The organism is Parachlamydia sp., from assembly GCF_050255895.1.
GTDB classification, from domain to species: Bacteria; Chlamydiota; Chlamydiia; order Chlamydiales; family Parachlamydiaceae; genus Parachlamydia; species Parachlamydia acanthamoebae.
The window spans coordinates 1-19,432 of sequence record NZ_JBFWIR010000062.1 but is presented as its reverse complement, the minus strand read 5'-3'; the positions used below and the strand labels follow the sequence as shown (position 1 = coordinate 19,432).

General features: G+C 40.1%; 16 protein-coding genes and 1 pseudogene. 15 read left to right on the top strand and 2 right to left on the bottom strand.

The window, feature by feature from the left end:
- Both AB7E63_RS10625 and AB7E63_RS10620 read left to right on the top strand, forming a co-directional pair.
- The coding region (locus tag AB7E63_RS10625; protein ID WP_428419462.1) for an ABC-2 family transporter protein at positions 1-303 on the top strand (303 nt) is incomplete at its 5' end.
- Positions 284-1,096 (top strand): ABC transporter permease, encoded by an 813-nt coding sequence (locus AB7E63_RS10620; protein WP_428419460.1) that lies wholly within the window; start codon positions 284-286, stop codon positions 1,094-1,096. The genes AB7E63_RS10625 and AB7E63_RS10620, both read left to right, overlap by 20 nt.
- 24 nt (positions 1,097-1,120) lie before the next feature.
- Here the strand turns inward: AB7E63_RS10620 and AB7E63_RS10615 are convergent, their stop codons facing one another.
- Both AB7E63_RS10615 and AB7E63_RS10610 read right to left on the bottom strand, forming a co-directional pair.
- On the bottom strand, positions 1,121-2,344 hold the full coding sequence (locus tag AB7E63_RS10615) for an FAD-dependent oxidoreductase (RefSeq protein WP_428419458.1): 1,224 nt from the start codon (positions 2,342-2,344) through the stop codon (positions 1,121-1,123).
- Between the two features lie 85 nt (positions 2,345-2,429).
- Complete coding sequence (locus AB7E63_RS10610; RefSeq protein WP_428419456.1) at positions 2,430-3,911, bottom strand: hypothetical protein; 1,482 nt, start codon at positions 3,909-3,911, stop codon at positions 2,430-2,432.
- A gap of 355 nt (positions 3,912-4,266) precedes the next feature.
- Between AB7E63_RS10610 and sctD the strand changes: the two genes are divergently transcribed.
- From sctD to AB7E63_RS10545, 13 genes and pseudogenes are all read left to right on the top strand, one after another.
- Positions 4,267-6,594, top strand: a complete 2,328-nt coding sequence (gene sctD, locus AB7E63_RS10605) for a type III secretion system inner membrane ring subunit SctD (protein WP_006341187.1) — start codon at positions 4,267-4,269, stop codon at positions 6,592-6,594.
- A 130-nt stretch (positions 6,595-6,724) separates the two neighbouring features.
- Positions 6,725-6,970 (top strand): DUF5398 domain-containing protein, encoded by a 246-nt coding sequence (locus tag AB7E63_RS10600; RefSeq protein WP_006341188.1) that lies wholly within the window; start codon positions 6,725-6,727, stop codon positions 6,968-6,970.
- A 228-nt stretch (positions 6,971-7,198) separates the two neighbouring features.
- Positions 7,199-7,474: a DUF5407 domain-containing protein gene (locus AB7E63_RS10595; RefSeq protein ID WP_006341189.1), complete on the top strand. Its 276-nt coding sequence runs from the start codon at positions 7,199-7,201 to the stop codon at positions 7,472-7,474.
- A gap of 124 nt (positions 7,475-7,598) precedes the next feature.
- Entirely contained in the window at positions 7,599-8,066 is a 468-nt protein-coding gene (locus AB7E63_RS10590; protein WP_006341190.1) for a tetratricopeptide repeat protein, read from the top strand.
- Positions 8,067-8,162: 96 nt separating this feature from the next.
- Complete coding sequence (locus AB7E63_RS10585; protein WP_006341191.1) at positions 8,163-8,831, top strand: hypothetical protein; 669 nt, start codon at positions 8,163-8,165, stop codon at positions 8,829-8,831.
- Between the two features lie 109 nt (positions 8,832-8,940).
- On the top strand, positions 8,941-10,257 hold the full coding sequence (gene fliI, locus AB7E63_RS10580; RefSeq protein WP_006341192.1) for a flagellar protein export ATPase FliI: 1,317 nt from the start codon (positions 8,941-8,943) through the stop codon (positions 10,255-10,257).
- 19 nt (positions 10,258-10,276) lie between these two features.
- The gene (locus AB7E63_RS10575) at positions 10,277-10,768 is read left to right on the top strand and encodes a type III secretion T3S chaperone (protein WP_428419452.1); all 492 of its coding nucleotides are present in this window, start codon (positions 10,277-10,279) and stop codon (positions 10,766-10,768) included.
- A gap of 26 nt (positions 10,769-10,794) precedes the next feature.
- A complete protein-coding gene (locus AB7E63_RS10570; protein ID WP_284452979.1) occupies positions 10,795-11,799 on the top strand; it encodes a hypothetical protein in 1,005 nt (334 codons plus the stop codon).
- Between the two features lie 99 nt (positions 11,800-11,898).
- Positions 11,899-13,293, top strand: coding sequence for a type III secretion system cytoplasmic ring protein SctQ (sctQ, locus tag AB7E63_RS10565; RefSeq protein WP_284452978.1), 1,395 nt, complete (start codon positions 11,899-11,901; stop codon positions 13,291-13,293).
- Positions 13,294-13,370: 77 nt separating this feature from the next.
- Positions 13,371-14,972 (top strand): protein kinase domain-containing protein, encoded by a 1,602-nt coding sequence (locus AB7E63_RS10560; protein ID WP_284452977.1) that lies wholly within the window; start codon positions 13,371-13,373, stop codon positions 14,970-14,972.
- A gap of 173 nt (positions 14,973-15,145) precedes the next feature.
- On the top strand, positions 15,146-18,016 hold the full coding sequence (locus AB7E63_RS10555; RefSeq protein WP_284452976.1) for a secretin N-terminal domain-containing protein: 2,871 nt from the start codon (positions 15,146-15,148) through the stop codon (positions 18,014-18,016).
- 2 nt (positions 18,017-18,018) lie between these two features.
- Complete coding sequence (locus AB7E63_RS10550; RefSeq protein WP_284452975.1) at positions 18,019-19,005, top strand: tetratricopeptide repeat protein; 987 nt, start codon at positions 18,019-18,021, stop codon at positions 19,003-19,005.
- Between the two features lie 8 nt (positions 19,006-19,013).
- Positions 19,014-19,432 (top strand): annotated as a pseudogene (locus AB7E63_RS10545) (secretin N-terminal domain-containing protein); the annotation flags it as partial.

Here is a 19,432-nt window from a genome sequence, read left to right as displayed (position 1 = left end):
CAATTTGCTTTTTGGTTAGTTGAAATGTGGCCTTTGAAACGTCTGTTTCAAGGATGTATGCTATTATTCGGCGGCGTTATTGCTCCTTTAGACCTTCTGCCACCTAATTTGGCTTTAGTCGCTTCCTATACGCCGTTTCCCTATTTTGGATATTTTAGCGTAAAGATGCTTCAGGGTGGGTTTACAAATGATGAACTAGTTCGTCATGTGTGTATAATTTTGGTCTGGACTTTGATGTTATTTTTGTCTTTTAAGATTTTGTGGAAAAAAGGATTAAAAAAATATGAAGCCGTCAATTCATAAAAGTTTGTTTCGCAGTCTTAGAATCTGGAAGCTATATTTTATCATTAGCTTTAAGTATTTTGCTGCGTATAAACTTTCATCTATTTTGACGATTTTGTTTTCGCTGATTTTTTTGGTTGGGGAGATTCTTTCAGTCGATGTTTATTACAACTTTGAAGATGTTATTAATACCTGGGATAAAAATTCTTTTTACATTCTTCTCGGGACTTTCAATTTAATGGTATGTTTGTATACATTTCTTTTTGAAATCGCTCACGACGAATTTGTCCTTAAAATCAAGTATGGGGATCTTGACTTTGATTTAGTCAAACCTATGGATTCACAAATGTTGTCCTCTATTCAAAGAGTCGATTATCCGAGCTTATTCAATCTTCCCATTCCGATTTGGCTTGTTTACCTTGGAGTGCAGGGATTAAGCCTGAATGTGACCATCATAGTATTTACGATGTATATTGCAATGGTATTGGTCGGGGTATTTTTGATTTACCTGACACACCAATGTGCTGTCGCATGTGCATTTTGGTTTACAGATTCAAGTAATATAACAACTCTGTCCAGTCAAATGGTTCAATTGGGGTCAAGGCCAATGCAGGTATATCCTAAAGCCATTCAATTTGGATTTAGTTATGTCATTCCATTTCTTTTATGTACAAATTTATCGGTCGACATTTTGAAGCAAGAGTTTCAAATGAAAAATTTGATGATCTTGCTTTTCGGGACGTGCATATTTTTTTTCCTGGTCAGGGTTCAATGGAATCTGGGCTTAAAAAGATATGCAAGCGCAAGTTCATGAACAAAATAAGGATTCAAGGAAAACTTAATGTTTAGGGATTATTCGTCTGAAAGCGCACCTGATTTTCCAAAAAAGCTTGGCAAAGAGATTGGCTGTTTTGATGATGCCGACCTTTATTTTTACTCCGATTTTTTCCTGTGAAAATGTTTTTTTTGCTTCACGTTGATATTGCATAAATTCATCCGGAATCGAGCCTGTTTCTGGATGTTCTTTCTCAAAAAATTTGGCAACTGCCTGCGCGCACAATCCCGCTTCTTTCAAGCCTTTATTAAATCCTCTTCCCAGGATCATTCCAGAATTCGCATCGCCAACTAAAAGAAATATTTTCCCATTGTGGTTTTTTACACTTTCTTTACTTCGGTAAGTGGCGAGTTCAATTGTTGAAACTTTTGCATCTGTGTAATCTGAATGGGTTGTCAAATTTTTTAAAAAGTTTCTGTAAACGCGATACACTTTTTTATCTATCTTTGATTTTTCCTGAATTTCTTCTAAAGACCATGGATGACGGAATGTGCCTTTCGCATTCTCTGTTCCACTTGGTTTAAGTGCCTCGTATGTCTTTTTATCGACAACAACGTTTAAAGTGACTGGCTTTTGAGTTCCTTTATTGGCTTTACTCATCAATTCGAAATCAACAAAACCGCCTAGGGGCATTGCAGAGGCTTCGAAAAAATTTCGTGGTTTAGCATCTCCTACAGTTTGATACTTGAGTTGGACGACGTATTGGCGAGTCTTTTTTTCTGCTAATTTGTTTCCCATGACTTTTTTTCTGACGACACTATGGGCCCCATCGGCTCCGATGACAACTTTTGCATTTCGTAGGATTTGGAGTATTTTTTGATCGCTTTCAGGGGACGAAGTGTCATCTAAGAGTCTTTGAAGATGATCTTCTGTCAGTTCATAAGCTTCTTTTCTTTTAACTTTGATTCCCTGTCCTTTGGCGATTTCTTTTAAATCAGCTTCTATCTTGTCTGTGGGGACAAAATGTTTTTTCCACTCTTTAAATTTAGCTTTTAATTGCTGAATATCTACTTGGGAGCTGTTTTCTTTGTTTCTGGAACGGTGGAGGATATGAGAAATTTTTGCGATTGAATCGTTATGGATTTTAAGGCCGTGTGTGCGTGTCGCTGTGGGACGTTTATCCAATACACATATCTTCAATTTCTTATTCATTGCCTTTAGAGCACATGCTGTTGAGATTCCTATGGGGCCGGCACCAATAATCACGACATCATAATCAACTTTCATATGTATGACCTTTGTTAAAAAACAAAAACAATAATAAAAATTATAGTTTTAAATTGGTTAAAAGTCAATGACATTTAAAGTTTGATTAATTTCCTAAATGATATTCTTTAATTGATAGTTTTTTTAATTCTTCTATTCTTTTTATCCATTTATTTTTTAAATGTTTGGTGTTTTTATCAAATTTATAACTTTCAATGATTGCATTTAAATATTCCCAGTAACCCATATGATTGAAATTTTCATGTTGTGCTAATAGTTTAAAAAATGTTGTGTGTTGATCAATTCTTTCTAAGATTAACGTTTTGTCTTTTAAGCATGTTTGTAAAAAGACTTCATGCAATTCTTTCACCATCTCGACCAGCGCATGTCGTTTTATGCGATGGGCATCATTGACAGGTAATCTATAGGTGTCGAGAACGAGGTCTCTTTTTAAAACATATAAGTGCAATTTTACATCGATTTTTAGATTTTCATAGATCACATTGTTAATGGCGTTTTTTGCTAATGAGATGGGATCAATAAGATTCTCATATTGATCCTGCTCGATTTCAGAGGCTCTTTTAAGTGGATCTGAAAAATGGTTAGGGAGAACCTTGCCTGTGAATATGTACTTGATTTTGATGTCTATCATCTTTTTTTGCGCAGCTTCTAATATTTTTTGAATCTCACTAGCATCAGGCAGGGGCGAAAAGACGTTGTCAAAAATATTTCTAAATCCTCCTAAAATAAGGAGTGCGGCAATCGCGCTTGAACAATTTTTTTCAGTTGCCTCTTTCCAATTCAACTGTTTCAGAATGTTAAATCCTTGAAGGATTAAATCGGTGTTTAAACTGTATAAGGTGATTTTTTGATCTGCTGTCCGATTTAGGTCTTTTAAATCATTAAAATACAAATGGCAATTGCTTGGATTGTCAGATCGGACGCGATGTTTTGACAAAAAGCTGATATACTGTCTTGATGTTTTTAGAGCAATGTGGCCAATATTGCCTTTAGCTTTCCAAATATAGACTGTAATGGGGCTGAGCATGGATATTCTAAGAGAATTTAAACGTTCTCTTTGCTTTTGAGTGGATTGGCAGGCCAGGAGGGTATTCGTTAAAACCGCTTTTAAAGTTGGGGGTGTTTTTTCTCTAGCGGATAGATCCGCACATATTTTTTTCAGGTCCTCCACTTTGTTTTCATCCGATCCGATCATTTGAATGTCTTGCAATAGACGGGTCACGATTTTTTTTGTGCTAAGCTTTGTAAACGGAGTTGCGCTGTACCATTCTAACATGAACTTTAGGGCTATATGAAATTGCAGATTCTCCAGCTTGACACAATGCTTAATCTTGCGCTGTAACCGATTTTTTAAGCTGTAGGATGTTTTGGTTGATTCAAAAAAAATGATCGCATATTTACACACATCAACTAAATCCTGGTTGGGATGTCTACGTCCCATGTAGCTTACAGGTGGATAGCACTCCAGTTGAATTCTCTCAATAATGGCGTTGGTGGCGGGATGAGCTTCTTCATGTTCGCTCTTAGCATAATACCAGAGTTGCGTGGCTAAGGTTGTTGGTAACATGACAAACTCCTTTTTTGAAAAGATTTTGTCGATTTAATTTTTTATGTACAAGTTCTAAAAACTGACGAGAGAGCCTTCTTTCTCTAGCTAAATCAAAATCCATTGTTTAATGAATAAATTTAGGCAGAATATTAAATGGTTGTTAGCTTGAAATTTGAGTATAAACAGCACATCTTTTCCTTGTAATATAGCCATTTAAAAAGGGGCTTATGCTATAATTAGTTTCGTGTGAACAAATATATTTTTTAATGGCCCCTATGAAGATTGGCACGAAAATTGTATCTTTTTATTAAGAAATGATACATGCTTCTATGGTCTAATGTGATTTAAAACGGACTTAAAGGGTACTAAACCTATGTCGGCAAAGTTGATTGCAGAAGATGGATTGCTTAAAGGGCTAGCCCTTTCCCTGAATATGGGTGATCAATGGGTGATTGGGCGTGACCCAGATGAGTGCCAGCTTTTGGTGGAAGATCCAGAGGCTTCGCGTAAGCATGCTATTTGCCGCAAAACTCCAGAAGGCATTACCCTGGAGAATCTTAGCACCACAAATCCCGTACAAGTTAATAATCAAGAAATTAAGGCTCCTTATCTTTTGCATGAGGGAGACAGCATTAAAATTGGAAGTGGCACTTTTCGCTTTCACGTTGGAACGGATGCTGATACTCCGGAGTCTAATTCGGTTGATGTTCCAGATGTGACTCAACACGTTAAAGAGCTCAAAGAAGATTTGTTAGATGAAGAGCCGGAAGAAGAGGACGCCGCCGAGTCCGTATCATCTGAGCATCAGGAACCAAGTGAACCTCCTATTTCGCAAGAGGCTAAGCCCGATCAAAGTGCTGTAACTCCTCAGTCAGCTCAAGATCTTGTCGCTGAAGATGGCGCACCTCTAGAATCGCAGCCAGAACAAGTTGAACAGCCTGACGAATTACCTGCTGCAGCACACTCAGAATCATCAGAGGAACAGGCAGCAACGCCAAAAGAGGAATCGCCAGAGCAATCGGATCAGGAGCCACAGGCTGAGCAAAAAGTAGAAGAGCCTGAAGCTGCCGAAAGCGAGCATCAAGAAGAACCGGTTGCATCAGCTGAAAAAGAAGAGACAAAACCATTAGAATCTTCAGAAAAAGAAGAACATAAAGAAGAACCAGTAGAAACACCTATGAGTATTCCAAGCGAAGTAGTAACCCCAAGTCATGAAGAAAAAAGTTTGCCTGAGCAGTCTGTAGATGATGAGCCTGAAACTTTTACAGCAGAAGATACCCTTTTTGATGAAGATGAAGGGGGCTCGCTTGCCGAGATTAATTTTGGTTTGGAAGAATCTGGCCGCTGGATGCTCAAAGTCATTGGAGGTCCTAATAACGGGGCAGAATTCTCTCTTCAACCTTCCAGTAGTTATGTAATTGGAACAGATCCTAATGCATGCGATGTTGTCTTTCATGATACAAGTGTTTCTCGAACGCATGCTAAAATTACGATTGATGATCAAGATAATCTTTTTATAGAAGATCTTAAAAGTCGCAATGGAACGCTCGTTGATGGAGAGCCTCTTAAAGAAAGAAGACCTCTTGAGACAAATGTGGTTGTTACGATGGGAACAACGTCGTTCATCATTTTTGACAGAGAAGGGGAAATGCATACCATTATCTCTCCTTTGCTGCCTTCTATAGTGAAAGTTCTGCAAAGAGAAGAAGAAAAGCCCGCACCTCAACCAGATGTCGTTTCTGAAGAATCTCCTGTTGCTGAAGTTCCTCCTGCTCCAGAGCTAAAAAAATCAGATAAATCCGCACATGCTTTAAGCGCTTTTATTTTAATTGCCATTATTACAGGTCTTTTTGCATTGGTTGGCATGGGAATTGCAACTCTATTTCAAAGTAAGCCTGTTGAAAGGCAAGAAGTCGCAGATTCCGATAAAAAGATTGAGGAAGCATTATCCATGTTCCCAAGTGTCAAGCATTCCTATAATACGTCAACTGGCAGATTGCTTCTTGTTGGACATGTTTTGACAGGGGTTGATCGGAACCAACTTTTATATAATCTACAGGGGTTGCCCTTCATTAAAAGTTTAGATGATTCTGGCATTGTAATTGATGAATATGTATGGAAAGAAATTAACCAGGTGTTAACACGCAATCCTCTTTGGAAAGGTGTGACTGTACATGCACCGACAGCGGGTCACTTTGTTTTATCGGGTTATTTGGAAACGCGTAAGCAAGCCGAGCAATTGTCGGATTACCTGAGCTCTAACTTTCCCTATTTGGACCTCTTAGAGAAAAAAGTGATTGTGGAAGAGGATGTGGTTTCAAATGTGACATTCCAATTGCAAAGCCATGGAATGCGAGATGTTAAAGTAGCGATGCATGAAGGGCAGCTCACTTTGACTGGGAATGTGGATCCTAAAAATTTGAAGAATTACGATGTGTTAGTTGATGGTTTTATGAAAATTCCTGGAATTCGGTCCGTGCAAAACTTGGTTGCAGAAAGAGCCCCTGCGAGTGCGATTGAAAACATCACAAGCCAATACCGAGTAAGTGGGTTTTCTAGCCAAGGCAATACCATCAGTGTGGTTATTAATGGCCGTATTCTCCAAACGAACGACGTTTTGGATGGAATGACCATTAAAGAGATTAGATCGCATATGATTATTCTTGAAAAAGATGGGAAAAAATACCGAATTGATTTCTAGGGCTAATGAGAGAAAGGGTTGTTGTAAACGAAAAACTTTAACTCCCTTGCAAAATTAACCCTTTTATGCTATAATAATAATAGAAAGTTGTGTAGTTTTACTACTTGCATCCTATCAAGTTGAGGTTTTCATGTTTGGACTTGAAAAACAAAAAAAAGATCAAAAGCCCGAAGAATTCATGTTCGAAATCGAAAAAGATCTAGCGGATCCTGTGAAAATGCGGGCATTAAAACAAAAAATTGAACTCCGTATTCAAAAAATCAAAGAGATTTTGAGAGGAGGAGAGAATAAAGAAGAGTTTGATCAATATGGCGCTCTTCTTCATGGATATACATCCATGCTAAAAGTGATCTCGCGAAGTAAAACAAAAAAATAAGTGTAAGTGTTCAATAGGGGAGTCCATTGAGATCAATTTTTGTCGTTTATTAAATAACGCCTAAATGATTAAATGGATACCCTATTGAACACTTACAATAAAAGATTTAAGGATGAAGCGATTCAGAAACGGGGAGGCCGAAAGGTCGACTTAAGGAAATGGAATTTCCAGTATGAATCACTGGCAAACTTATTCTCCAGTAGTAATTAATTAATCTAGGAGGATACTATGACAAGCCCAGATCGTTTTGGCGGAACCGGCTCAGTTAACATTCAGTCAGGGTTTAGTGTAAAAAGGCTATTTGAAGTTGTTAACGATGCGACTGTTAGCGCGAAAGCCAAACTGCTTGAAATTAAAAATAGACGTAGCGCGATTAGTATCGGCGATATGTTCGAAATGCAAATGTTAATGAACCACTTATCTCAACTATCAGAGATGTCTACAGCGGTTATCAGTGCAGCGAACTCAGCGATTACTAGAATGGCTCAAGGTATTAAAGGTTAATCGGCGTAGACGACTACGGTTTATGACGAAGCAGCGATCGTTAGCTGAAAAGCTATATGGTCGCTGCTTAAAACTGGTTAATGGATGGAATTGACTCAACCATGCAAAAGAGGATGCCCAGCGGATGGATACGGATAAGAAGAAGCTTTATAACTTTCTAGATGACTTCCCTTTGCTAATCGAGGCTGGTTTTCTAGCTGTTAAGCAATTGGACGAAATCAGCGCAACACGCATTTTCCATGCTGCAGAAGCGATGAGCCCCGGGCATACAGCCCCCCAGATTGGGCTAGGCTATATTGCATTGAATAAACTAGAAGTAAAAGAAGCCACTCGCATTTTTGAAACTGTGATTCAACAAGAACCTGAAAATCATTTAGCGCAAACTTTTTTAGGGATTTGTTTTCTACTGACAAAGCCAAAGAGAAAAAAAGGCGAAAAGATGATTCGCGAAGCTGTTGATAAAACAAATGACGCAACGATTAAAAATTTAGGTGAAATTTCTCTCGAATGGGCAGAAAAAGACCTTAATAAGAAAAAATCTCCTTTCTTCCCTGATCGAGAGGCGGAAAAAGAAGAGTCTAGTTCATCATAACCTGGATGAATAGTGAGTCGGAATTTCCAGCCGAATTTCAAAAAATAACCAGGCGTGCATGATCGTTAACTCTCTCATTAATAAGGAAGTTAAATCATGGCTATAGAAAAAATAGAAAAAGTATCAAAAATAAGCAAAGCTCTCCAAGCGCAAGAGCCTATCGAAAAAATCCCCGATAAGGATCGTTTCGATGCTTTAATGCAGCAACAAACTGCAGTAGAGTCGACTCAAACGCAAGAAACGGCCAATGCGAGCCGTGAACAACATTCATTAATTGATGCTGTTGGAGATGCCAGCCGTGCCAATGTAAATGTAAATAAATATCCATCTGCGGATCAATTGGTGGCGCAAACACAGACTGTTGTAAAACAAATTGATTCTATTCGAAATACTCTCGCGACTTCCGATCTTGAGCTCAACGGTTCTGTTCGCAATCTCTTGCGCAACAAGCTGTCTCATGTTGATGATAACTTGAAGGTGGCTTTGCAAAAAGCGGGTGTCGAGTATACTCCGCCAGAAGTCGCACCTGTAAAAACAAATCCGATTGAACACTTTTTGGGATTGCTAACCCATTCTCAATTTCAATTGGAGCACCTGGCCAATGATGTGCAGATTATGCATGCTAACCGTGCGGAAATTAATCCCGCTAACATGCTACTTATCCAGATCAAGGTAGGGTTCATCCAACAAGAGATGGAGTTTTTTACGAGCGTTCTGACTAAATCACTCGATTCAACAAAAACGATTATGAACGTTCAAATTTAAGCTGGCCGTCGAGAGCTTATAATGCATAACCTAAAGCAAGGAGGGAAGGCTCTTTTTTGCCATGAGTTTGTATTTTTAGCTGGGCTCTTTTCAGGGAAGGGAAGTCACAATGTCTTTAGATGATGAATTCGATAAATTAATTGGTGAATTGGATGACGTACAGCTAACAACTGTTAACGGAAGAATCACAGAAACAGTTGGGATGTTGATTAAGGCCATCGTTCCTCAAGTCAAAATTGGGGAAGTCTGTCTTGTGAAAAGAGAAGGGGAACCCCTTTTAACAGAAGTTGTGGGTTTTACCCGAGAAGAAGTTTTTCTTTCCCCTTTAGGAGAGATGACAGGCATTGGGCCCTCTTCTGAAGTGATTCCGACTCGCCTCCCTCTCCACATTAAAGTTGGTCCGCAATTACTTGGACGTGTTTTAAATGGTTTAGGTGAGCCGCTTGACGTGGCTACAAAAGGACCTCTAGAATTAAATGAAGTTTATCCTGTTATTCAAGCTCCCCCCGATCCTTTGAAAAGAAAGCGTATTGTAGAGCCTATTTCTGTAGGAATTCGGGCAATAGATGGTGTGTTAACCACAGGTTTAGGGCAGCGCGTCGGCATTTTTGCGGCAGCCGGTGGAGGTAAGTCTACCACACTTGGGATGATCGCGCGTAATGCGATGGCAGATGTTAACGTGATTAGCCTGATTGGTGAACGGGGGCGTGAGCTTCGTGACTTTATTGAAAAAGACTTAGGACCTGAAGGTCTTAAACGTTCTGTTTTGGTAGTGTCAACTTCTGACCAAGCCTCTCAGCTGCGTTTAAATGCGGCTTATGTAGGCACTGCGATTGCCGAATATTTCCGCGATCAAGGAAAATCCGTCATTTTGATGATGGACTCCGTGACACGTTTTGCGCGAGCCCTGCGTGAAGTGGGGCTGGCAGCTGGGGAACCTCCTGCGCGTGCTGGTTACACACCCTCTGTCTTCTCTACTTTGCCAAAGCTCTTGGAAAGAACAGGAAATTCAGATGTTGGATCCATTACTGCATTTTACACCATTCTGGTAGCAGGGGATGACATGAATGAACCTGTGGCCGACGAAGTTCGCTCTATTCTCGATGGACATATCATTCTCTCTAGTGAGCTTGCGCGCCAGTACCATTATCCTGCGATTGACGTTCTTTCTTCTGCTAGCCGGGTCATGCCTTCGATTGTGCCAAAAGAGCATTTACAGCTAGTAGGAAAATTGAAAGAAGTTTTGGCAAACTATAAAAAGAACGAACTTTTGATTAAAATTGGGGAATATAAACGGGGCGCCGATAAGGCAGGGGACTTTGCCATTGATCACATTGATAAGGTGAATAAATTCCTTAAGCAAGGGGTTGATGAAAAATGTTCCTACCAAGAAACCATGCAACTATTGCGCAGCATGTTTAAATAAGCGATGAGGTTGCAAATTTATGGCTAAAGTGGTCTATCCTTTACAGCAAGTTTTGCAAGTCAAGCAGAAGCGTGTTGAAGATGCTGAGAGGGTTGTTGCTGATAAAAAATTGGCCCTTGAGAGAGAGAAGGAAACGTTAGCCAAACGTGAAGCCGAACGAGATAAGGTCCTTGAGCATTTGAAAGCTAAGATGGATCAAATGCGTTATGAAATGGATCATGGGACCACGAGTCCTAAGATTTTACAAATGAAGGTGTACATTAAAATTGTACAAGAGCGTTTGAAGGTTGAAGAAAAAAAAGTTGCGGATCAAAAAGAACAGGTCACTGTCGCTGAAAAAAATCTTGAAGTTGCCAAAGAAGAGCTGAAACGCAAGCGTCAAGAGGTGGATAAACTGATGACGCATCGCAAAGACTGGTTGCAAGAGCTGAAGAAAGAAGAAGAGATTATCGAAGGTCGCGAACAGGACGAACTGGGATCGGTGATGTATATGATCCACCAAAGAAAATAATATTTTGTTAATAATGGAGTGTCAGTATGGGTCCAAATTTATCTGTAACTAGCGATGATGCAGATCGATATCGCAGTGAAGGCCCTGATCGTAAATTACTCAAAGATACTTTCAAAGTTGTTCACAAGGATGACGCTAAGGAAGATTCTCAAAAGAAACGCAAGAATGTCGCGGATAAAGGGAAATTCACGAAAGCGCTCGATGCTGCAAACTTAAAGGCAGAGCAAGAAGAAGAAGCTCAAAGTAAACCTTTATCCCCTTCCCTTTTTGATTTGGCGAGAGGTCGTAAGGGAGCAGGAGACAAGGGTATTGAAGATAAGAGCGCAAAAGAACAAGCTGTGCAAAATCAAGGCGAAGAAGAATTTGAGCAGTCTCGCAGTCAGATCGCTCAAAGACCCTACTTTGTCCCACATGCTGAGAAGAAACCTGAAGTCAAAATGGAGGATGTCTCCATTAATCAGAATGACATAGAAGATTTTGGAGCGGGCGTTGATTCGAAGAAAAAGAACGGTCAAAACCCTGTTCAGGAATTGCCTAATCAACCGTTAGTCAATCCAATGGTTGTCAAAACTGAGCTGGTTTCGATCTATACCCCCACACCCCCTATTGTTCAGCCTGTGAATATGATTGATCGGATCAAAGAAATAGTTGACCAAATAGGACAAATCGATCTATACAGCATAAAAGAAGGTGGCAAAACGGAAACTGCCATCACATTGAACGGCATTAATAAAATGTTCGATGGAGCGAGAGTTGTTGTCTCAAGCTATGATACAGCAAGAAATGAATTTAATATTACTTTTGAAAACCTCACGCAACAAGCGAAAAATTTGCTGGATCTCCCTAAAAACCAAGAAGCTTTAATGCAGACTTTGGCACAAAGAGGGGAATGGATTGTGCACCAAGTGACAACGACTACAATTATGGAAAACCGTCCATATCTCGATGATACTCAACTTGCTAAAGATGATCATCAGCGGGATGAAGATGAATCACAAGGACAGGGCAGGCAGAAAAGACAAAAAGGATAATAAGGATCTATTTGAATTAATTGCCATTTCGTTATAATCCTTCGCACCAGACGTTCAATTGAATGCAAATGAGAACCCATTTCAAAAAAGATTTTCATAATGACTGCTACTGTTCCCTATTCATGGCTAAAAAACCTGTCTCCTGAATTTGTTCGAAAGGATGAGGTCCCTTTATTTGGCTACCCTCCGGCTTTTCCTTGGGAAGCGTTTGCGCAGCAATTTGCAGAAACATTTCAATTAAAAGAGGCGGCTTTTATCCCCTCTTTGCCAGAATGGAAAAATGAAAAAAATCTCTTTTCTGATTTTGGTGAACCATACGTTATTCGAGAATTTAGAATTTCCTCGATTGAAGGTCCCGTTTGGTGGGTCATGTCCCAACAAGATCTTCTTTTTTTAATGGGATTTTTATTGAAAAATCAAACGCATCCCGAATTTGAGGCGGATCATGATTTTTTAAATGCATTTGTTCAGTTTTTGAGCCTTGAATTGATTCACGCTTTTAAAAGTGTGGAGTTCGATCATTCTCTCTCCATTCAAATTAAAGATCCTGCTTCTCAGCCAGAAGGCAATTCCCTATGTGTAGATGTGACAGCGAAAGTGTCTCCAGAGCATTCTGTTAAAGGTCGACTCATTTTATCTGATCAGTTTTACAAAGAGTGGAAAGCGCATTATGCACAAGCCAATGAAAATGCGATGTATCAGACACCTAATGCGGATTATTTGGAAGTGGTGGTGCATCTAGAAGCGGGTAAAACGACTCTAAAAGCCGGGGAATGGAAAAAATTAGCTTTAGGCGATTTGCTTATCTTGGATTCCTGCTCTTTGAAGCCAGGCGAAGACGCCGGCAGGGTCCTTTTAACTATTAATGGAAAACCCTTTTTCCGAGGAAAATTAAAACAAGGGAACCTAAAAATTCTAGAGTATCCCCTTTATCACGAGGTAACTGAACCCATGGCAAAAAATCATTCAGAATACGATGAAGATGAAGATGAAGAGTATGATGAGCATGAAGAATCTGAATTCGAGGAAACGGAAGAAGATGAAACTGACTATGAAGATGAAGACGAGGATGAAGATTACACAGATGATGAAGACGAAGAATATACAGAAGATGAATCTGCTTTAGACCATGATGAAGAGACAGAAATTGAAGATCATGAGCATGAAGAGCATGAGCATGAAGAATCTGAAGTGGAAGAATCAACAGAGCATGAGGCTGAAGAAGAAAGTCATGTAGAGGCTGAAAAAGCTTCCACTACAAGTAAGCAAACTGCACCTTCAATTGACGATATTCCTTTAGTAATAACGGCTGAGGTAGGGCGTATACAAATGACAGTCAAAAAATTGGTCGAGCTTCAGCCCGGAAATCTTTTAGAGTTAAATGTTCACCCTGAAGATGGAATAGACCTTGTTGTAAATGGCAAGCGCGTGGCACGCGGAGAATTGCTTTCCATTGGCGATGCTTTAGGGGTTCGCGTACTAGAAATTGGTTGATTGGTTGAATGTCTTCAAAGTAATGTCTAAGATTCCTTTAAAGTGTTTAAACTTCCTTAAGCTTCCATTTTATTTTGATGATGAGTGACGATTTTCACAAAAGTATCACAAGCCCAGGGCTGCTCCCTCCCCAGCAGCCAGATGCGCATGTGGAAGTTCCTAAAAAAGTCGGTCCTTACAAAATTGAATGTCTTTTGCAAAAGGGAGGAATGAGCATCCTCTATTTAGGCACCCACCCAGAAACAAAAGAACCACTGGTTATCAAAGTTTTAGCTCCTAAATTCTTAGGCCATCCCGAAGCCATTCGAAGTTTTCAGCATGAAGCTGAGGTGATCGCTCTCACAGACGATCCAAATATTGTGAAAATTTATGGGCATGGTAGTTGGAAGGGAGGGCTCTACATCGCGATGGAGTTTGTGCAAGGGATTTCTTTACGGCAATACATTCTTCAAAATCCCATTTCTCTAAAAAAAGCCATTGAGCTCGTGATCGATATTGCTTATACGCTTTGTCACTTACATACACGCGGAATTATCCACCGCGACATCAAACCAGAAAACATTTTAGTTGAGGATTCAGGTCAAATTAAGCTTATCGATTTTGGGATTGCTCAAAAATTAACAGATAAGAAAACACTCCAGGTGGTAGCGCAACACCGTTTGGTGGGGACTCCCATTTATATGAGCCCCGAGCAAAAGGAGAACCCAGAATCTGTTTCATTTCCGTCGGATATCTATTCTTTGGCAATTATTGCCTATGAACTTGTTCTGGGAAAATTAAGCTATGGACAAATTCACCTGTCCTTGATGCCGAGGTCTTTGCAAAAAATTTTGAGTAAGGCATTACAAATCAAACCAGAAGATCGTTATCAGGATATGGTTGATTTTATCGCGGATTTATCCGCTTATTTACATTCCCCTAACTTTCAAAAAGAGCAAAAAAGCGGGGATCGCCTGAGCGAGTTATCAGAAAGTCTTAAGCATGCTCAAACATTACTATTTCCCGATAAGGCCCCTTTCTGGTCCCGTGTAGATGTAGGAATTGCCAATTACAAGGGAATGCGTGTATTTGGGGTTTTCTATGATCTCTTTGACGTCCCGGGAGGAGGGTATGCCGTTTTAATGGGAGAGTCTTCCGAAAAAACGGAGGCGAGTGTTCTTTATACGGCAACACTGCGCGGGATGGGAAGAGCTTTAGCAAGAACTTGTAAGTCCCCACAAGATTTTGTCACGCGATTAAATGATATTCTCATTCATGAAACCACTCGTCAGATTTTTAATTTAAACTATTTGGTTTTATTGCCAGATGAAAACCAGTTTCACTATATCTCCTGCGGGTACGGGCATTTATGGTCTCTATCTCCTTCTGATCCTATTCCAGTAAAAATCCCTTCAGAAAATTTACCACTCGGAATAGATCCCAATGCTGAATTTACGCATGTTTCTCACAATTGGGAAGTGGGGGATTCTATTGTTTTAGATAGCTTGACTCCCGTTTCTCCTTCACATGAAGTTCAGGCCCCTCTTTCTGAGGATGCCATTAAACGCGCCATTTTTGAAAATCGAGATTTAACTCCTCAAAAGCAAACCGAGCATCTTCTCCGCATTGCAAAAAGTTCATCTCCCGAAGCCATCCTCAATTGGCCCATCTCTTTTATCAGCATTTTACGCAAACAATAGAAGTTAACGTCCAAAAAAGAACTATTTAGTCATTTTTCCTGCGCTCTTTTCCGAAAAATGTTGCGTCCAAGAGGTAAATTATGCCAATCTTATACAGCTAATAGGCATAAGCTCGAATCTTTTGATTCAAGCGGGTCGGTAAAATAGACGTTCTTCAATCTGAGTGATTTTCAGTGGAAAATAATTGGATTGTTTGGAATAACTACCTTTTTACAAAAGATGGCCGACCTTACTTTCGACAACAGATACAGCAAGATAATGCAAGAATTATGAAAAATAAATTACGTCAGGTCATTTTTAATAGTGCTTTTATTCTTGCGATTCTTTCGCTAGGGCAAAATTTTTTGGATGGCCGCGAAGCTGATCTCCAAAGAAACCGCCAATCCATGAAGAAAGAAAGGGTAGTTAAAGTCAAATCCAATTTGGCTGCGAGAGAGCTTGAAGACTTAGAAGAGATGGGATGGGAAATAGAACCTGAACAATTTCTTCCTGTCGCTCAGCAAAAAGATCCTCAAATTGCCTTAGAAGCCTCAATTTCATCTCATGAAGAAACGCCTTTGGTTAGAGCCCCATCCCAAGAAGACCTGTCAGAGCATGTCATCGTTGAATTAGAGCCTCCTGCAACTGAAATTGGGGAAGACCTGGCATACGTTGATCCAGAATCTGAAGAAGAGCTTATTGCGCAAGCCGAACCTCCTCAACCCCCGTCAAGGCTTATTTCGATCAATTTTAATAATGTGCATGTTGTTGAATATATCCGTTTTGTCAGCCGCATATCAGGTAAGAATTTCATTTTTGATGAAGCCGATTTGGACTTCAACATCACTGTTATCGCTGAAGAATTAACAACCATCGACAATGTTTTGGCTGCACTTTTTCAAGAACTACGCGTACACGAATTAAATATTCTGGAAGAAGGCAATAATATCCTCATTCATAAAAATCCCAATGTAAGTAGCATCTCTATCGTTGGTGCAGGGGACGTTATTCCGGGGAATTTTGAGCTTGTCACACAAGTCTTTTATCTGAATTCCATAGATTCTGCTAAAGCAGCAGCTGTTGTGCGTCCATTAACGTCAGCAAAAGCAATTGTTGAGATTTTAGAGAACAGCAATAATCTTATCATAACGGATTTAGTTAGCAATGTACGATTAATTGCAAAACTACTCAAATCATTAGATGCTCCTGCTGGTGGGGTCGTTTTAGGGCAATATGTCATCAAAAATAGCTCTCTAGACACCTTGATGGATCTTATCCAACAAATCATGCTTCCGATTGCTCAAGATCTGCCTATTACTTTTGTGCCGCAGCCTACTGCAAATAGTATTTTCATTGTAGCATCCCCTTATCTAGTCGAAAAATCCATTTCCATGTTGCAGCGCTTGGATCAAAACCAGGGGACAACACGTATTTATGAAATGAAAGACTTGAATGTGCAGGGGAGAGCGACAAGCACTGCAGAAGGGGCCGCTGTTCCCGGAATTGCTGCCGAAAATCAAGCAATGGGACGATGGGATTTAGATGCGCAAGGAAATTGGGTATTTAAACCGAATGTTCCTGCAGGAACTGAAGCTGCTCCAAAGGGAACTTGGTACAAAGATAAAAATGGAAATTGGTTTTTTGTTCCGGAAGGCACTACACCTCCTGCATCCGCTACACAAGAATCTTTAGATCGTGTCCCAAAAGGGCGTTGGGAAAAAGATCCCAATGGAAATTGGGTCTTCCGATTAGGTACGGGAGAATCGATTTCAGCCGAGCCTATTTTGCGCAATGTGGTGCAAACGCCAAACCTTCCCTTAGGCGATATTGAACGAACGAAGTTCTTTATCCATAAACTCCAATATCGAAAAGGGGCAGATATTCAACAAGCGCTTTCACTCATTGGAGCAAGCTTAAATCGTCTTGGACAAAGTAATGATGATTTAGTCGCGACAATTAATACGGTTCAATGGCTGGAGTCTTCTAATTCTCTCATTTTTACAGGAACAGTTGAATCCATTAGAAAGCTAGAAGAATTAATCGCCGAGCTCGATACTCCATTGCGCCAAGTTTTCATCGAAATGCTTATTTTAGATATATCTTTAGATGATTCCTTACAATATGGTGTCAACTGGGGAACGCGTTTTGGTGGTGGAAATGTGGCGGGTTCACAGGCCTTTTTATCCGATGCTTCCACATTACCGGCAGCCTTAGATACTACTGGGATTGTTAATAACAGAGGGATTACGACTGGGCAGACATTGCTTCCGAATGCCAGTGGTCTAGCTCGACTTCCTGGTTATAATTTAGGCGTACTTGGGCAGAATGTGTCATTGGGAAATTTGACCTTTGATTCCATTGGAGCCCTTGTTAAAGCGATTCATGATAAAACGAACACGAATATTATCATGAACCCGAAAATCTTGACCGAAGACAATGTCACTGCTGAGATTTTTGTCGGTTTTAACACGCCATTCCAAACACAGTCTATCTCCAACATTGGAGGGACGCCAATTGCGAATAACTTTGAATTCCGTAATGTCGGAACAACATTCAAAGTGACTCCATTCTTGGGGAATAACGACATCGTGACTTTGGAAATTCGTGAGGAAGTCAGTAGTGTTGCCTCAACAACGACTTCGGACGTATTAAATACTGCATTGCCCGGTCCAACGACACGTTTAAGTCGCACGACCACGCGAGTGCATGTCCCAGACAAGTATTTCCTTGTATTGAGCGGAATGATGCAAGATGAGGACACTAGACGAAGGGTGAATGTGCCTTGTTTAGGAGGCCTTCCTATTATTGGAGCTGCCTTTAGCGACAAAACGGTTTCCGATGCAAAGCGCAATATCATGATTTTCATTCGTCCCGAAATCATTGATACAGAAGAAGAAGTTCAAAATGTGACAAAGCACCAACAGGATGTCTTCCGCTACAAAAACGAATCGAAAAGAAGCTGGAAATATGAAGTGGATGAAGCATTGGATTTCTTCAATATTAAATCGACTGAGAAATATGAAGCGTGTGAGGCTTGTGAAACTTTTGATGGAGATTGTCGGTAAGAATGGAATGCTCCGTTGTTAAGTTTTTTTTCCAGAAAGATCTGTTTAGGCGAATCTTTCTGGGAATCGGGATCTTTTCATTGATTGGGTGCCAACCCATTAATACGCAACTTGACCCCATTGTGCAATATTCTCCACCCAAGAATTATATCCAGCATTTGCCCTCGCCTTTTCCTGATTTTACGGAAGATGAGCTAAGGCAATCTTGGGGGAAAGAGCTCTTGATAGGGCAAACTTTTGCACGTGAAATCGATCTCTATCGTGCCATTACGTCTTTTAAAAGAGCGTTAATTTTACTTCCAGATTCGAAATTTGAAAGACGTTTACAGATCGAATATGAGATTGTGCTCTGCTACTACTTTGGACAGAAATATGTTGAAGCAATTGAAGCATTTGAGGATAGTCGTTTGTTTCAAGTAACAGCAGAATTTCCTGCTTTTAATGAGCTCGTATTAGTGCTTTATGAGTGCTACGAAAAATTAGGGCAACCCGAAAAAGCATGTGCGATTTTGGAAACATTGCAGCAATGTAATCCGCAAAAGGCTCAGACGGTTCAATTGTCGACGGCACTTGCGCATGCCGATTTTGAGAGGATCGCGGTTTATAGCAAAGGATTGCAAAGCCAACAGGCGGTTGATCAATTTTTGACGGATTTTCGTCTATGCTCAAAATCTGTTAAAAAAGCGCAACTTTTGAATGCAGCTCTTCCTGGAGCGGGCTATTGGTATGTTGGGCAAAAAAAATCTGCTTTGACTTCTTTTTTGATTAATACGCTTTTTATAGCTGCGGCTTATCAGTTTTTTGACCATGGCAATATCGCGGCAGGCCTCATCACAACGAGTTTTGAGATGGGATGGTATTTTGGAGGGATTAATGGGGCTGGTATAGAGGCAAACCAGTATAATCATTATCTATATCAAACAGGCGTAGAAAGAATGATGGTAAACGAAGGCCTATTTCCTGTTCTTTTATTTCAAGCATCGTTTTAAGAGTATTTATGAAAATGTTTTTTTGGCTTTTACGTTTAATTGTAATAATTCCGATTTTTTTTGGCGGACATCTCTTTGGAGCGCAAGATTTTGATCAGAAATCACGAGAGCGAAATGCGCACAAAAGTCGTCGGGCTTTGAAAAAAAATAAGCCACATCCTCAAAAGAAACCGAAACAAAATTCTGCGAACCAAGAAATGCAGGATTTAGAAGCGATGGGATGGGAAATACAGCCAAGTCATTTTTTACCAGCCAGTGAAGAAGAGCCTGCCAAAACCATAGAGATCGCAGAATCCGAAGCCCCAAGTTCAACCTCTTCAAGTGAATTGCATGAGGGCATATTAACTCGTCAGCAAACGCAATCTCATTTGGCAGATGATCTCATTGCTCAAGAAGTTGCTCCAGCATCTCCTGCAGGACAAACATT

Coding starts and splice junctions, on each gene's coding strand:
- sctD (WP_006341187.1), top strand. CDS start 4,267: ATGTCGGCAAAGTTGATTGCAGAAGATGGATTGCTTAAAGGGCTAGCC.
- AB7E63_RS10595 (WP_006341189.1), top strand. CDS start 7,199: ATGACAAGCCCAGATCGTTTTGGCGGAACCGGCTCAGTTAACATTCAG.
- AB7E63_RS10620 (WP_428419460.1), top strand. CDS start 284: ATGAAGCCGTCAATTCATAAAAGTTTGTTTCGCAGTCTTAGAATCTGG.
- AB7E63_RS10575 (WP_428419452.1), top strand. CDS start 10,277: ATGGCTAAAGTGGTCTATCCTTTACAGCAAGTTTTGCAAGTCAAGCAG.
- AB7E63_RS10615 (WP_428419458.1), bottom strand. CDS start 2,344: ATGAAAGTTGATTATGATGTCGTGATTATTGGTGCCGGCCCCATAGGA.
- AB7E63_RS10610 (WP_428419456.1), bottom strand. CDS start 3,911: ATGTTACCAACAACCTTAGCCACGCAACTCTGGTATTATGCTAAGAGC.
- sctQ (WP_284452978.1), top strand. CDS start 11,899: ATGACTGCTACTGTTCCCTATTCATGGCTAAAAAACCTGTCTCCTGAA.
- AB7E63_RS10600 (WP_006341188.1), top strand. CDS start 6,725: ATGTTTGGACTTGAAAAACAAAAAAAAGATCAAAAGCCCGAAGAATTC.
- AB7E63_RS10590 (WP_006341190.1), top strand. CDS start 7,599: ATGGATACGGATAAGAAGAAGCTTTATAACTTTCTAGATGACTTCCCT.
- AB7E63_RS10585 (WP_006341191.1), top strand. CDS start 8,163: ATGGCTATAGAAAAAATAGAAAAAGTATCAAAAATAAGCAAAGCTCTC.
- AB7E63_RS10570 (WP_284452979.1), top strand. CDS start 10,795: ATGGGTCCAAATTTATCTGTAACTAGCGATGATGCAGATCGATATCGC.
- AB7E63_RS10560 (WP_284452977.1), top strand. CDS start 13,371: ATGATGAGTGACGATTTTCACAAAAGTATCACAAGCCCAGGGCTGCTC.
- fliI (WP_006341192.1), top strand. CDS start 8,941: ATGTCTTTAGATGATGAATTCGATAAATTAATTGGTGAATTGGATGAC.
- AB7E63_RS10550 (WP_284452975.1), top strand. CDS start 18,019: ATGGAATGCTCCGTTGTTAAGTTTTTTTTCCAGAAAGATCTGTTTAGG.